Origin of the sequence: Coleofasciculus sp. E2-BRE-01 (assembly GCF_040221695.1) — a bacterium.
In the GTDB taxonomy this organism is placed as follows: Bacteria; Cyanobacteriota; Cyanobacteriia; order Cyanobacteriales; family Coleofasciculaceae; genus Coleofasciculus.
Map to the genome: position 1 here is coordinate 18,031 of NZ_JAVKEA010000135.1, position 15,972 is coordinate 34,002.

General features: G+C 45.0%; 8 protein-coding genes and 1 pseudogene. 1 reads left to right on the top strand and 8 read right to left on the bottom strand.

Translation table 11 applies throughout. From position 1 onward, the window contains the following. Positions 1-185 precede the first annotated feature (185 nt). From RIG66_RS16140 to RIG66_RS16155, 4 genes and pseudogenes are all read right to left on the bottom strand, one after another. A complete protein-coding gene (locus tag RIG66_RS16140) occupies positions 186-383 on the bottom strand; it encodes a DUF4351 domain-containing protein (protein WP_446379789.1) in 198 nt (65 codons plus the stop codon). Next, a pseudogene (locus RIG66_RS16145) lies at positions 375-1,172 on the bottom strand (Rpn family recombination-promoting nuclease/putative transposase); the annotation flags it as partial. The gene RIG66_RS16140 and the pseudogene RIG66_RS16145, both read right to left, overlap by 9 nt. A 151-nt stretch (positions 1,173-1,323) precedes the next feature. Further along, entirely contained in the window at positions 1,324-1,707 is a 384-nt protein-coding gene (locus RIG66_RS16150; protein WP_446379709.1) for a hypothetical protein, read from the bottom strand. Positions 1,708-1,765: 58 nt separating this feature from the next. After that, positions 1,766-4,093 (bottom strand): hypothetical protein, encoded by a 2,328-nt coding sequence (locus RIG66_RS16155; RefSeq protein ID WP_446379711.1) that lies wholly within the window; start codon positions 4,091-4,093, stop codon positions 1,766-1,768. Positions 4,094-4,424: 331 nt separating this feature from the next. On the opposite strand from RIG66_RS16155, the gene RIG66_RS16160 reads away from it, so the two are divergent. Then, entirely contained in the window at positions 4,425-12,701 is an 8,277-nt protein-coding gene (locus tag RIG66_RS16160; protein ID WP_446379713.1) for a LamG-like jellyroll fold domain-containing protein, read from the top strand. A 318-nt stretch (positions 12,702-13,019) separates the two neighbouring features. Here the strand turns inward: RIG66_RS16160 and mltA are convergent, their stop codons facing one another. The 4 genes from mltA to RIG66_RS16180 form a co-directional block, all read right to left on the bottom strand. After that, on the bottom strand, positions 13,020-14,198 hold the full coding sequence (mltA, locus tag RIG66_RS16165) for a murein transglycosylase A (RefSeq protein WP_446379715.1): 1,179 nt from the start codon (positions 14,196-14,198) through the stop codon (positions 13,020-13,022). A 73-nt stretch (positions 14,199-14,271) separates the two neighbouring features. Beyond that, a complete protein-coding gene (locus RIG66_RS16170; RefSeq protein ID WP_006106003.1) occupies positions 14,272-14,523 on the bottom strand; it encodes a hypothetical protein in 252 nt (83 codons plus the stop codon). Between the two features lie 53 nt (positions 14,524-14,576). Next, on the bottom strand, positions 14,577-15,347 hold the full coding sequence (locus RIG66_RS16175; RefSeq protein WP_446379717.1) for a hypothetical protein: 771 nt from the start codon (positions 15,345-15,347) through the stop codon (positions 14,577-14,579). 53 nt (positions 15,348-15,400) lie between these two features. After that, on the bottom strand, positions 15,401-15,769 hold the full coding sequence (locus tag RIG66_RS16180) for a Mo-dependent nitrogenase C-terminal domain-containing protein (RefSeq protein WP_446379719.1): 369 nt from the start codon (positions 15,767-15,769) through the stop codon (positions 15,401-15,403). Positions 15,770-15,972 lie beyond the last annotated feature (203 nt).

Genomic DNA, 15,972 nt, shown 5'->3' on the forward strand with positions numbered 1-15,972 from the left:
AACTACTTCGTTCGGGAGTGGTAAATTTAGCTTGTTAGGATTTAGCGGTCTGTCAAGCCAATTTTGACGGCTAATAGATTTGTATATCTACCAATCCATAAGCTATGCCAGCCAAGCAATATATTGTCTCCCTACTCCAGCACAATTATTGTTGCTTGAAAAAAGCAATTATCGCTCTTTTGTGCTTACCGTAACTGCTCCAACCAATCCACTAAATCCGACACCTCCGAAAAATCCAATAGCGCTTCTGCTAACGCTTCCAACTGTGCGATAGGTAATCTCCTAACTCGCTCAATCAATACTGGCTCAACCTCACCCAACCGCCGCTTAAGCTGACGGATAATCAGATTCACCTCTCCTGCTCGTGGCTGCTGCTGATCCAACCACGCCGCTAAATCAGTAGTTGCCGAAAAATCCAATAGCGCTACTCCTAACGCCTCTAACTGCTCAGGAGGTAACTCTCTAACCCGCTCAATTAATGCTGGCTCAACCTTACCCAGTCGCCGCTCAATCAAACGCCTAATCAAGCTAAATATCCCTTGTTGCAGAATATCTTGATAAATCACAGATCCGCGCATCATATCCTCCCGCAAAAACCGACGAATCAAATCTTTCTCAAACCGCAACCCCGCCAGAATTTCTGTACAACCAGAAATATTTTGTCGCTGCTCCCTATTAGGAATTCTAGCGACTTGTTCCGCTACCTGCGCCAACAATCCTTGAGGCTCCTCTGTTCGCGCCAATGTCGCCAAAGGTAATAGTGTCGGATTAGCTAGAAATGGTGCTGGTTCTTGTTCCCATAAGCGAACCACTCGATAGCGGTGAATCGTTGTGTCATCTCGATATTCCTCAGTAAAAGCCACTTCATTCGTTGTCTCCTGCAAAAAGATAACCACCTGCACTACAGCACACCGATATTGTCGCTTCAACCTTACCGAGTAATCCAGCATTCGGAATGGAATCGGTTGGTTAGAGTAGGGTAATGTTTGAAACTCAATATGCAAGATTTGATTAGCGATTCGCAAGAAGCTGACAGCATCCGCACGAATAGGCTCTAAAGTTAACTCGGTTTTGAGTACCTCAACCTCCTGATATTCAACGTCAAGTAGCCAGTCGGCAAATGCGACTGGATATTGTTCAGCCAAATACTTACATACATTGTCGTAACTCAATTTGTTGCTTTTCTCCTCACTCCAGCACAATCCACAGTTTAGCTACATCTTTCTATTTCAGGACTTACGCAGGTACATCATATATGGTGGCAATGGTGCGTTACGCTGCGCTAACGCACCCTACAGGTAGATGCTCGGCGTAAAATTAACTCTAATCATCATAACTAAACTTCAACGTTACAAACTTATCACTAGAACCTGGGCGCTGACAAAAGACTTCTTGTGACCGATCGCGTTCATCTTTTACACAACTCACCATCCGTTTAAATTGTTCGACATTATTTTTATACTGTCCTGGATTGATGCGGAGTTTTTGGCGGAATTGCCCCCAAGTAACATCAACAATATCATTTCCACATACCATTTCTACTTCACCCCGTTCTATGTCAACATCGCCCACATCTACTTCAAATTCAGCATCTTCAATTTCCAAGATGTTGCACGTCTCCAGTTGGGCGCGATCGCCACAAGCGGCTAATCCACCAACGGTGATCGTAATAACACTACTGAGAGCGAGAGAAATAATCTTATTCATATCTGTTCCCTGAATTGTGAGCATAATTATGGACAAAGGAAAAAATGACCTAAATTAACTATAAATGACTACTAAACATCATCGCTGACGCCTGATTCAGTTTTGCCACTCTTGACACCGCCTGACGCCAATTCTGTTGGTCTTGCTTCCGGGTTTCTAATTCCTTGAATTCTAACCAAACCTTTGAACGAATATCCTCATCACTCAGGAAAATTTCCCACTCCCGCTTCATGTCCCTGGCATAAATAACCAAATCGATAAATTCCTGCACCATATAATAACGAGCTTGACTGGGTGCCGTCAGCCAACTATTTAATGTTTCCTGGCAAGACGCCACCGCTTGCTCATGCAATTTTTCCAGATTCCTGAGTACCTCTGAAGCATTGGATGGATCAGGTAAAATACCGACAACTTCCGCCAGACTTAAATCAATATCTGATTGCAATATCTCATCAAGCTGTTTGCGAATTAAATGTAATAGAACACTCCCATAAGAAAACTCGAACTCCCAAAGCGTTCTAAACCCTAACTCTAGTTGATTTCCCCGTTGTCCTAATAAATCTGCCATGTCTTTGAGAAACTCAGCTCCTCTGGTTGAGGTTAATTCGCCCAACTGACCTTGAGTAACTAAAACCTCAGTCACCAACGATTTCACTTTATCAATTGATAGTCTTAAGCCTTTATCGACTTGTAAAAAATGCCGGGATAGATGAATTCGTAGTTCCCGAATGTAAACTCGGTAGATAGCTTGATAGGATTCTTTAAACTCAAATTCACAACTGCGGCTGATAATCTCCTGATCCGTCTCTGGAATCCCTTTATCCGTTTGACAGTTTTTCAATGCGGCTTGCACCGCCACCTGAAAGTCTGGATCAATGGCTTCACATTGCTCTTTCAGTTGATTTCTCAGGTCTAAAAGTCCTTGGATCAGTTCCTGAGACAGTTGCTCAAATAGTCGTCTAAATTGGCGAGATTCGCCCGAATTGTATCCCAAGGCTTGAGCCGATTTTTCCAGTGCTTGCTGAATCTGCTGATGCAATTGTTGCAGGTTACTTTGGCAACGACTCGCATATCGTTTATCCAAGTCTTGAATATTCACCGTGAGATAGTCTAAAACCTGATTAAAGACTCGGTTCGCATCATCTGGGTCAGAACAATCCGCTATTTCGGTCTGTACTACCTGAATCGTATCAATATTTTGTTTAAGACGTTGACACGCTCGGAGATTCTCTGTTCTGCGACTATAGTTTAAAATCATAAATGACCGTTTTTCTAGATCATTCAGAGCTTGTGCTGCTTTATCATATAACTGATTATCTAGGCGTTGCCATTGATAACGTTGCGGATCAGGTCGTTTGATAAACAAAACTACATCCACTTCATTACCCAAGGTTTCTAACATCAGCGTTTCATCGCCTAACTTGGAGTCGCCTAAACCCGGAACATCGACCAGCGCAATTTTGCCCACATCAGGATTTTGAAACGGACAAACTATTTTCACCTCTTTCACTGCCAAGTGTTTGAACGTAGTTAAATGATTCTGCTGAGTACCATCCCGTTTTTGCATCACATAATCGGTAATTTCTGCCGCCTGAATTTTTAGCGATCGCGGATTTCCAGATCGAATCAATGATCGATACTGACTAAGATTCCGATGGTAGTCATCACACAGGCGTTTGTACATTTCTTCATGGCTCGCTCCGGCTACTCCTTGTTCGGGAAATACCTGGCTAGCAAACTCATCTAAACTATAAGGTTTTTCCGCCAAACTCAGTTCATCGTAATAGGGATAAATGACTTCATTTAAAAAGGATGATTCTGAATGTAGCGTGACTTTGACATGAACAGATGGATTAGCTTTAGGTAAAACCATCTGCTCTTGAATGCCATATAAACTGGAACTTACACCATTAAATTGAGTCGTATTTTCCCTATAATTATTGTGATCATAGAATTGCTCTTGACGATTTTCGATTGTACTGCGAACTGCCGTACAAGCTCCTCCTTCTAATGCCGGAATTTCCTTATCGGTGAGTCCACTTAAGGTTTTCAGTAATGTACTTTTTCCCTGTCCCATCAGTCCAACAACACCAATATTTAAAGTTGGACGTGAGAATCGTTTTTGCAGACTGTTCAGATGCTCGGATTCAACTTGAAGCTGTTGCAATAAATAGGAGAGATGAATGGTATTGAATTGCTCGCGAATTTCACTCTCACCGAACGATACATCCAGCTGTTGGCGATACCGTTCTAATTCGCGCAGGGCGGTGGCAAGTTCTGCGAGATGGTTTTCTACCCGTTGTATTTCCTGGGCTAGAGGTTGACGCTGTTCGATAATATGGTCAATCCGTTGCGCTCTTGTCTGGGGGGGTTGGCTGGTATTCATGAAACCAGAAACGTTATTGTTAATCTCTTAGATTACTCCAAAGTCTAATGGCACTGAAATTATTATACTTATGTGAGCAAGTTCAAGTTGAAGGTTAATCTTAAGTAGTCGGACAAAAGACAACCACAGGCTCAAGCTTGCTTGTTTTGTCAACAAGCCTCAAACCCTTACGAATGACGAATGACGATCGTAACCGTTCACGTTAATTATGTCCACCTACTTACAGCATTGATATTGTGTAATAATTCTTAACTTTTCGAGTATTGTTTTCGGTGTTATTACCGTTCTAAACTTAAAAAGTTAAAAATAATAAATTAAGGCTTAAAAACCAGTGCTTTTACAAAAAGAAAAACTACAATACCTTAACAGCATTGCCCACGAAGGCAAAGTAGTGGTATTCGCCACTGATGCTGAAGGTCAGATCCACTACACGATTAAGCAAGATGGGTTTGAGGATAGTTACCTGAACACTCCACCAGACCAACGCACTGGCTGGGAACAGTGGAAACTCCTTGAATTTCCCAACGAGTCCACCGATGATGCATCCGTCGTCGCACTGGAAACCGAAGAATTCACCCGCCAAGATAACGGCTCCTTTTTGGTGCGATCGCGCTACCAAACCCAGGATGAAGCCGCCGTTGCCCCGGTACAGTTGGTTTCTGGAGTCGGACATATCTATGTATTTCGGCAGTCCAAAGAAAACACTCTATTGTGCGATCGCTTCGTCCTCGATGGCATGACCAACGAACTCACCCGCAAGCTAGAAGTGCGGTTTAAGCGTTCTCGCCAAAAACATAAACCCACCGAAGATATGAGAATGGGGGCATCGGGACTGCAAAACGTAGACTCTCTCGACTATCGAGACACCGATAACAACTTCTTCTACGAACCCACCACCGAACTCAAATGTATCAATAACCTTCATAACGGGTGGTTTTCCGTTGTTCAAGTTGCCACCAACGAACACGACAAATATCGCTGGCACATTTTTGCCTACAATCGCGCCACCCAAAAAGTCCAACTCATCACCATTCGCACCTCCGATGAAGGACTATTTGATCTGAAAGATTACACAGTCTTAGAACCCATCTCCGATACTGACGATACCCTTGTCCCCCGTAGCATTCCGGGCATTATTCAACGCACCTTAGATATTAATGGAGTTAGCGTTACCCACGGGTTAGCGGTCACCAAATACGACATTCAGCAGGAACAAGAAACCAAAGCCGGTCCTCAGTTGATGCGAATGTCCAGCAAAGTGATGTTGGTGATTCCCACCGATAAGGGGACAGCCGCATTAAGTTTTGGCATTGCTGGGGATGGCACGCTGTCGCAAATTGACGAACAGCCTCAAAACGATGTGTTGCGCAGCACCCAACGGGATGTGCTGTTGCCGTTGAATACCCTCGAACAAATTAAAGCCTTTGGCGATACGACCCCACCGGAAATTGGGAGTATTACGGGTTTTTCAGTGGGAACCGAGGCAGACGGCGCCGAAGATTTAGTCAAAATTACCTCCCCCGAAGCGGCTAACTTAGTCAGTGGTGACATGGTAGAAATCCAGAACACCAACGACTATAACGGTTTATACGCTGCCACTCGGATCGATGAAGATACGTTTACGATCGACCTTCCGGCCAATGAAGAGATGGGAACTTGGGAAGCTGTCGAAGAAGAAGGTGGCTTAATCTTTGATGGCATGGTGACGGGATACCAAAAAACTGCCGATGGGAAATTACAAGTTACTGCTTCCAATCATGGATTAGAAGATGGGGATGAGGTGCTATTGGTTGGCACTCAAGGCTATGACAACACCTATCAAATCCAAAAAGTTGACGATGCCAACTTTGTCATTCAACGGCAGTGGCCAGGTAGCGAAGCCGTTAATGTGAAGTTGGAGTCTCGCAAGCGTCGCGGCATTGTCCTCGATGGCAAGCAGGATTATGTTGACTGCGATCGAGAAATTAATTTGGCCGAACAGAGTTTTACCATCGAACTTTGGGCAAAACGAAATGAATTGCAACGTCAACAATGCTTAATCGGACAAGGAGAGGGAAAGCCAAACCACGCTCTGTTAATTGGCTTCCGCAGTAGCAACAACTTTTTTATGGCTTTTTGGGAAAATGCCATTGATACGCAAACCCAGTATGACGATCGCAACTGGCATCACTGGGCTTGTACCTACGACAGCGAGACCAAAACCCAAACGCTTTACTGCGATGGCAAGTTAGCGAGATCTCGGACGGCGACTTCCGATACCTTTGCGATCGGAAATTTCTATATTGGTAGCCGCTTTGATTTCCAGGATAAATTTAACGGCTGCATTGCCAATGTGCGGATTTGGGAGACTGCCCGCACGGCAAAAGAAGTCAAAGACAGTATGTATCTGCAACTAACTGGCAAAGAAGTCGGTTTAGTTGGGTATTGGCGTTTGGGTGCGATTTCTGAAGGCAAAGAACGTAAAGTTGTTGATTTCTCAGTAAATGGCAATGATGGCATTGTGTATGGTGATCCCTATGTGGGAGGTGTCACTCTCGATCACACTTTGCGCGATGGAATGCCTGCGGTGAAATATAGCAATGATGATTTGTTTGCTGTCAGTCAACGGGCAACCTATATTGAAGAGTTTGAGTTTAAGGTTAATCCGGCAGTTGATGTAAATAATGCCGATGGCAATGGCAACCAGATTTTCCAATTTTATTATTGGGGCAAAACTAGCCGCAGTGCAGACGAGAAAATTACTATTTCGGCTCAACAAGATGACTTTGAAAGTTTGGGCAATAGCTGGTATCGGGCTACTTGTCGCTTCACCATTCCCGATGGGGTGGCGATGTTACGCACTTTTGAAATTGCTGATGTTCGGGGAAACTGGACCAGTTTAGAGATTCGCAAGCATTATATTCGGATGGTGTCTGATGCGATTACGGAAGCGAAATATGGTGACTATATTTCTCTGGCAACTTTGGCTGATAATTCATCCAGTTTAAAAGATGAGTTAAGGACATTAGAAGAAAAAGAACGGCAAGAATCTATCCTTCTTGAAGAAAAATCAGAGATTGAAAAGCTACTTGCTTTACTGGCAGATGCGGCCAAACTAGATGCCGCGATCGCAGCCAAGCAATCTGAGATTAATACGCAACAAAGTAAAATCGACAACTTGCTAATAGCAGTCAATAACGCTTACAACCATTATCAAAAGGAAATCAACAATACTTTGAATTATTGGTGTAAATTCGTTTGCCGCCATCGTGAAGATTGGATTGTTCGAGTTTATACCCAGAATAATCAATTACTCTACGCAGATCTTGGTGCTAATGGCAATTCATATTACTCCAACAATAAATTCAAATTCGAGCAAGTTGATGGTGGTTATTATCGGATTGTTTGTATGTCCGGGAATAAAATTCCTATATGGACAGAGAACAAAGGTAAACTTTATGCTAAAAGTACCGCAGAGATAGAATTATTAGCTAGTCAGCCAGGTTGGGCATGGTTCATTAAAAAATGCCAAGAATGGAAGTTGAAGAAGCGGAGTGATGGGTATTATATCATCGAAAATAGATTAAATTTTGAAGTCTGGAATTGGGCAACCAGTGAACATAGTATTTTAGTTTGGCCAGAATATGGGGGAACTAATCAACACTGGAAAATTGTAAAAATAGGAGGAGAGACTAATAACAATATTTCCCAGGCTCGACAAACTTGGGAACAAAAGAAAAACGAGTTACAAAACGCTGAGAAAAAACTGGTTCAACTACAAGAAGAGTTAGAGAAACTGAAGTCACAAAAGACTAATATTTCTGGGAATAAGGCAGAACTCGAACAACGCATCCAAATTGTGATTGCCGAAATTCAACAGATTCGTAATGAGTTAAATATTGCCAATACTAACTTCATCACAGGCGTTAAACAGAACCAGCAAACTGCTCTAGCAATGAGCCAACTAGCTCAAGATAGCCGTGATTTAACCACGCAGGGGGCCCTGGTCGGTTTTGTTCATCCTGCTGGCCGACTCAATGCCATTGAAACCTGCGAAGGCAATGTGCAACTCAGCTATTTTGACGATCAAGGACGGATGCGGCAAACCCTATATGACGCCACATCTGACCGTCTGAATACGGCGTTTGAACAGTGGATACCTGATAGTCTGCGGACTTGCATCAATTTCAATAATGGCAGTAGTTTGGTCAAATTAAATGACCCACTTTACTTCTTAGGTGAGAACTTCACTGTGGAAGCGTGGTTTGCTTATCCTTTTTCCGAGAAATTACAGTGGCACGTCTTAGCCAGTTCTCAAGATAACGAACAGCAAATTGTTGTTTACAACAGCCAATATTTAGGGCTATGCATCAATGGGGTGTTCTTTGATTGCGGCTACGATTTAGAAAAGCTTTCTGATGGTTGGCATCATCTGGCCATTGCCGCCAAACGGGAACCGCAAAGCAGTGTTTTTGCCCATTTCTATATTGATGGTGAAAAAGTCGGAGAAACCCAAGCTAAACCGGCAGTGCAACTCGATGGCAATGACGACTTCATTTCATTGCCAGCGATGAATGTAGATTATTCCGTTGGCTTCACGATTGAAGCCTGGGTGCATTATGCCAGCTTTAATACTTGGTCGCGGATTATTGATTTCGGCATTGGTTTTAGTGCCGGGGATATTATTTTGGGGAATGAAGCAAATACCGATACATTATTTATCTCAGTCGGGGGAATATATCTACGCGCCCCAAATGTACTAGAAACTAAACAATGGATGCACCTAGCCGCAACAGTTGATATTGTTGGGAATGTGACCATTTATAAAAATGGTTTACCAGTTGCCACAGGGAAAGCATCAGTTCCTGCCAGTATCAATCGTACCAATAATTTTATTGGTAAGAGTAATTGGCAAAATGATGGCAATTGGGACGGTGAAATTGCTGAGGTTCGTCTCTGGAAATTGCCCCGGACTCAAACCGAGATTCAAGGGAATTTAGGCAAAACTCTGAAAGGAGAAGAAACAGGTTTAGTGGGTTACTGGCAATTGGCTGGAGGTGCGGCTAACGATAGTTCATTGAAAGGCTATAACGGTACAATTCAGGGGACACCCAAAGCCGTAACCTTACCCGCAAAAATTACCGGTGATATTTATACGATTGGCAATCTTGCTTCGGATGATAGCACCAGTTCAAACAATACAGCACTCGAATTTGATGGAACGGACGATTATATTGAATTTGCCCAGGGTCTCCCCTCAGTTCAAACTGCGATCACCATTGAATTTTGGTCAAAAGGAGCCAGCAGTTTACCAAAGGCAACCAGTATTATCGAAGGTTATAACAGCCAAAACCAGCGCGTCTTAAACATCCATTTACCCTGGATTAATCAAACTATTTACTGGGATGCGGGGAATCAAAACGGGTGCGATCGCATAGAAAAATTAGCCCAAGCCAGTGAATATAAGGATAGTTGGACACATTGGGCTTTTGTCAAAGATGCCTCTACCGGACAGATGTTAATCTACCACAATGGAGCAATCTGGTATCAGGGAAGTGGAAAAACTAAAACCTTATCTGGTATTGAGAAATTTGTGATCGGGGCTTATGTCAATAAGATCAATAAATGGAGTGGTTCTCTAGGAGAATTCCGCATCTGGAATAAAGCCCGAACTCAAGCAGAAATTCAAGGGGATATGGGCAAAACCCTCACAGGTGGCGAGTCGGGTTTAGTCGGTTATTGGCCTTTGCGGGATGGTTCTGCCAAAGACTATTCCCCGAATGGAAACAATGGCACCCTGAATGGCAATCCTCAAACGGTGCCATTTGACCAAGTACAACTGCAAAAGCAGAACACCAATCAGTTCGGCAAACTGGCAGAAGTCCGCATTTGGGGCATTAGCCTCAGCGATGAAGAAATTGCCGTCAACAGCAAAACCCTCCTCAGTGGCAACGAACCAGGGTTACTCGCTTACTACCCGATGACCGAAGCCACGGGTAATGAAGTGCGCGACTATTCTGGCAACAACCGTCATGGCACCATGCAAGGGGCATCCTGGTGGGGTTGTGCTGCACCCATCGGCAACCTGGGTCATACAGTAATGAAGTTTGACGGGAAAAATGATTATATCGCCACCGAAACACCCCTGTTGAATAATCGCTCTGCTTTTACCTTAGAAGGGTGGGTGAAAGCTTCGTCCCTTCCTGCTGGTATGATTAGTCTATTCGGACAAAATGATGTTGTTGAATTTGGCATTCACAAACAACAACTGTCTGTCTGGACTGCTGGAGGTGCAGGCGCAGCTGCTGATACTTCCTATCCTTTGCATGAGTGGCATCATGTTGCTGTTGTCGGCAATGGCAAAAATTTAATCCTTTACCTGGATGGTACAGCTATCAGAAAAGGGGGTTCTGCAACCAGTAATTATGGTAATTCCTCCGACCCATTTAAAATTGCTGCGGGAGTATGGTCTGGAGGAGCTCAGAATCCATTCTGTGGTCAAATGGCCGAAGTTCGCATTTGGAAGCAAGCCCGCACCCCTGCAGAAATCCGGGCAACCATGAACCAACGCCTAAGCGGTAATGAAGCAGGTTTATTAGGTTACTGGCCTTTGAACACCATTACACCCGAAGGTACAACAGTTAAAACCCCTGACCTCACAGGCAATTATCCTGGCACTGTCCACGAAGCCATTACGACCAAAGACAATACCCTGCCTATTGGTGGGGATGCCCTTGTCAGCAGCGAGTACAGCACTATCACTGTTGACCCAAGCACTCAGCGCAAGTCAGCCATGATGCGGCGTTTCTTTGCCAGTCCGGTTCTCAATGGTGCCGAAATGCTGCCAGAAAAACGCATCGAACAATTGCAACTGCAATGGATTGGCAATGCCCAATTTGCCCCCACCCTGCTGGGTTACATCGAAGGTGCGCCCCCCATTCCTAGCGAAAACCTGACTGAAAGCGATGATTACAATGGTGCTACCTCCGTGGAACTCGCCATGTCTGAAGATGTAGACTTTAGCTGGAGTCGCGCTCAGGATTCTGGTTTAGGAGCAAGTGCGGAAATCTTTGCTGGTATCGCTAATGAGGCGGCTGGAGGTCTGGGTTATGAGGTCAAACTAATAGAAGGAAGACTAGGATTTAAAGGTGCATTAGATTTCAGCTATCAATTTATCAACGAGAGTAACATTACCTCTAGTTCATCGAACAGTATGACTGATAGCCTACAGTTGCGAGGAACCCCTGAAAAAACACCCAAATTCCCTCATTTGGGTACACGGTTTATTCCTAAAAATGTTGGCTATGCTTTGGTGATTTCTAGTTTGGCAGATGTCTTTATCAGCAAATTGGCTCGCAGTGGCAAAATGGTGGGCTACCAAGTGCAGCCTGTGGATGGCATTCCTCCCGATGTGAATACCATCACCTTCTTGATGAATCCCGCCTACAGTATGAATGGTAGTTTAGACGGGATGACCGGAAGTTCTGCGACGAGCGATCGCTTCTTCCGCCATGTTCCAGAAATGCGCTCTCAGTATGGTTCCCTTTATCCTGCCAGTTACTACCGCTTGCAAGAAGCCTACAACCTGAAACAGGCGATCGAACGGGAAGATAAACGGCGTGAGTCTTATTTCCAACAGTTTAACGCCCGCTTATTGGATGAAGCCTCCCTCAGCCGGGAAGCAAATAGTGGTGTTGCACCGGGTAGCATATCCGTGGAACGGGAAGAAGACCAAGCCAATACCAATCTAACGGAGGAGGAACAGAAAGCTGCTGAGGAGGCGAAAATGGAGCAAATGAAAGAAGAGATAGAAGCCTCCCAAGATCAACAGTCAGCCGCCGTCAAGCAAAAACAAGCGGAAATAGACGCTAAGATTGCAGATCAAGAAAAACGCGCCCATGCCACAGAAAGTTTTGCGGGTTGGCAGAAGAAGATGGAAAATATCTTGATTCGCGCTGGCAAACGCAATATTGTCAATACCTATGTTTGGGATGCCGATGGTGGGTTACGTGCAGAAGCCCAAAGTTTCGCGACTACTGCAGAACATACCATTGGCGGTTCGTTTAGCCTGGGTGCTGGCTTAGGGGTGGACACAATGTTTATGGCGTTGGGAGGACAAGTCGAATTAACAGCCCTAGCTACAGTTAACATGACTCAAACGATGACCAAAACCGAAGCCCGTAGTAAAGGCTTTGAGTTAAATGTCGATTTGAGTGGTGTAGAGAGTATTGGCATCACCGATTACAATGACTACCCCATCATGCCAGGGGAAAAGGTTGATCGCTATCGGTTTATGAGCTTCTACCTGGAAAACAGTACCGATAATTTCTACGACTTCTTCAACTATGTGGTCGATCCAGAGTGGTTACGCAGTAACGACGAAGAAGCCCGCGCCTTACGTCAAGCAATGGGCAAAGCCAACAAGACTTGGCGAGTGCTGCACCGTGTCACCTATGTGGAACGTCCCGCATTGATGGGCTTTGGTCGGGATGTTCGCAAACTGGTGGGTGAAGAGGATGAGTTAAACCAACGGCTTTATTCCAAAGTCGAACAGTTGGAGGAAGAGAACAAACAACTGAAGCAGCAGTTAGATGAAATTATGCAATATCTGAAAACAAAATTGCCCTAATTTCCGGCTGGTTTGACAAATATTTATGCGTAGAAAAAAGGGGTGCCAAGTAGCGCCTCTTTTTTCTATAAAAATTATGGTCATTACAGCGCTTTCCTTTGCTATGAGGTACAACATGAATCTAGCCGTTTCAGGGATAGCGGGCTAATACTGTACTCCATAAGAGCGCGAAGCGCTGTATCGCGATCGCATAAAGTAACGATAGGCAATAAATCTCCTAGGACTTACGCAACCACATTATATTATGATAGGAAAGGTGCGTTACGCTTCGCTCTCCTCTCCTTACACATAGAGGCTTTGCGTAAGTCCTATCTCCAATCATCTAGAATCCTTCAGGAATAAATAGTACAGGTATCCATTCCCGCCAATGACTCCAGCGCGATCGCCTGCGAGAACTCCTGTCCCCATAAAGATATCTACTCGTCCGGGTCCTTTAATTGCACTTCCTGTATCTTGATCCAACACATAGCGACTCACCCAATGGGATTCGAGTTGTCTTTGGGCATTAGGATAGGGGATGCGAGTTTGAATCAACGCTAATGCGCCGGGAGGCATTAAGGATTTATCTGTAGCAATGGATCGTTCGGCTGTTACAGGTACACCTAGGCTTCCCGTCGCGGGTGCGCCATTGGTTTCCCGGAAGAAGACAAAACTTTGATTCCGAGGTAAATAGTGATCCAATTCACTGGGAAATTGACGGAAATAATCCATTAACACAGGTAAGGTTAACCCTTCCAGAGGCAACTTGCCATCTTTGACCAATTCTCGCCCCACACTGGTATAAGGATAATCCGTCTTCCCCGCATACCCAACCGTCATTAGACTCCCATCGGGTAATTGCAGACGGGCAGAACCCTGAACATGAATCAAAAATGCCTGAAGGCGATCGCGCAACCAGACGAGTTCTAATCCATACAGGGGGCTATTTTCACCAAACCCATCCACGCCTTCTAAATCAGCACGAGTCGGGTGAGGCGTTTTCCAGGTATTAAAGTTTGTCGGTAAACGGTAAAGAGGATACCGATACTCGGCGCTAGGGGTACGACTGGCAGGATAAATGGGTTCAAAGTAACCCGTAAATAAAACCGTTCCCTGATCATCATGTCCCACCGACTGATAAACCTCAAACTCACGATTCACCGCCGCTTGCAGTTCAGCCGGGGAATTGGAGGTGAGCAAAAGTTGACGAAATCGCACCAGGGAACGGCGCACTCGTTCCAGAGTTATCCCTGGGATGGGATAGTTTTGGTACGTCGCCGCTGCTGTCGGTGTCGCCAGATAGCGCAGGCTATGGTCAATTGACTTGAGTAAAGCTTGGCGATCGCCTGGTTGTTCAGGAGTCCCCCAGAGTTGCTCATCGAAGCCGAGGGAGTCCAGTGTCACCGCTTCAGTATCGGGATTGATTCGTTCCAGAGGAACATCGGGAACAGCCAAACTGCTGCCACTGAACAACAATATGCCTAAACTCAGGGAGAGACTCGTCAGTTGTTTTCTCATGCTTGTTCAAACTGTGACGTCGTATCATCAATCATTAGCCATTGGATGGTGTACCAATGACCAATGACAAAGACTAAAAGCGCTCGACGCTACCCCCGAAGATGGGTTCCACCCGAATCGCTAAAACGCTGGAGGGGCGTACCACCATATATTCGCCCTGAATATTTTTAATCGGGACGTTGATAAAGTCCTTAGACTCAGATTTGGGTACGAGTTCACCACTGTACCATTTCTGAAACTCTTGAATCGTGGTAAAACGCACCTCTTCTCGGTGTCCGCCAGCCATAAGAATGTGAACGGCAAACTCATCTGGAGTTCTAGGCATAAAATTTTCTCCTCAATCCATCCCAATTATTATCTGTGACGATGAGGGATAAATCACGTCCATAGATTAAACCGTTGCAGTAATGTTTCCAATACCACAGGCAAGGTCTTTTGTAAATCCTCAGGTTGACGAAATGATAGCTGCTGGTGCTGGGGAACCTCAAAGGGAAACTGTCCCGGTAAATCGGGGCGTTCCATCTGTACCAGTAAAATTTGTTCTCGGCGCTTGCTGATGAGGGCGTAACCAATTTCGACACAGACTTGGGGATTGGGGATCACGAGGGGTGTCTGTTCTCTGTCCACTTTCGCGATCGCGGTACCATCGGCGATAAATAGCAAACTCTTACGGATGCGACGCATCTGGGTACTGCTGAGGCGCATGGGTTCACCCGCAGGGCGACGAGACTGTTCTAGGGTTAGGGGAAGACGCGATCGCTGATTGAAGTCCTCCAGGGTGTTATTGAGGCTATCCCGTAGCGCTTCACTGGCACGAGAACATTCATTTTGATAACTCAAAAAGATAATTGGATCAAGTTGCGCCATCACCTCTTGCTTGGTGAAGTAAATCTCATGAGAGATCAAATCAATATTGGAAATGGCATAGCCACCACTACCTTCAATGTAAAACTCCACCGTTTCCCCATCCAGGTAGCGCCCAAACCATTCTGATTGTTTGACATCCTGACTATCGTCTAAGAAGTCAGCCCTTAACCCTGATTTGAGCAAGCTGTTTTTGCTTAACCGCAAATCGTGAGGGCGTTTCTCCAATTCTCTAATTGGTTCGTAGTCCTGGAGATACCAGGCTTTCAGAGCAATGATTGCCATGCTGTGTGATCAAGGATTCCGCACCTAACATTAAAATTCCCAGTCTTGGAATTTTAGCAGTAAGCGGAGATATCTTCACCACATTCATCGGCTAAATAGCACAACGCCCGGAAGCGTAATCCGACTACTTCGTCATAGAAGGGATTCAGCTTACACAAGGGGGGAATGTGAAACAGAGTATGCCCAAATAGGTTAATGTCTCGCTCAAAGGGGCATTGGGCGGGGATCAGATTGCAGATCAAGTGCGCCAGTTGGGGATTATGGACTTCAATCCCATCAATCCACCGTTTCATGGGTTTGAGCAAATCGAATCGTTTTTTCGGTTGGGGAGGTTGGGTTGGGGTTGAGGACGGCTGTTTCGGCTCTATCCAAAACCATTTCGTAAGAATTGGGTTCTTCGTTGTAAAATCAGATACACTCATAAATCTGTTCCTGTACTATCAACAAACCAACTAAACCACTTGTTATCCACCTACAACTACTCTGGCATTTACACCGGATGAATGTCCGTAAAGGTTTAGTGAAGTTTCAGCGTGAATCTTGCACGTTCTGTAAACTTCTTCACGAGCAAAAGCGAGTGGATTCAAGCTGTTTCGGTTCTGTTGGTGATCCCCCAGATATTAAG

Excerpts from the sequence above, each read along its gene's own strand:
- RIG66_RS16170 (WP_006106003.1), bottom strand. The coding sequence starts at position 14,523 with ATGCCTAGAACTCCAGATGAGTTTGCCGTTCACATTCTTATGGCTGGC.
- RIG66_RS16150 (WP_446379709.1), bottom strand. The coding sequence starts at position 1,707 with ATGAATAAGATTATTTCTCTCGCTCTCAGTAGTGTTATTACGATCACC.
- RIG66_RS16180 (WP_446379719.1), bottom strand. The coding sequence starts at position 15,769 with ATGAGTGTATCTGATTTTACAACGAAGAACCCAATTCTTACGAAATGG.
- RIG66_RS16175 (WP_446379717.1), bottom strand. The coding sequence starts at position 15,347 with ATGGCAATCATTGCTCTGAAAGCCTGGTATCTCCAGGACTACGAACCA.
- mltA (WP_446379715.1), bottom strand. The coding sequence starts at position 14,198 with ATGAGAAAACAACTGACGAGTCTCTCCCTGAGTTTAGGCATATTGTTG.
- RIG66_RS16155 (WP_446379711.1), bottom strand. The coding sequence starts at position 4,093 with ATGAATACCAGCCAACCCCCCCAGACAAGAGCGCAACGGATTGACCAT.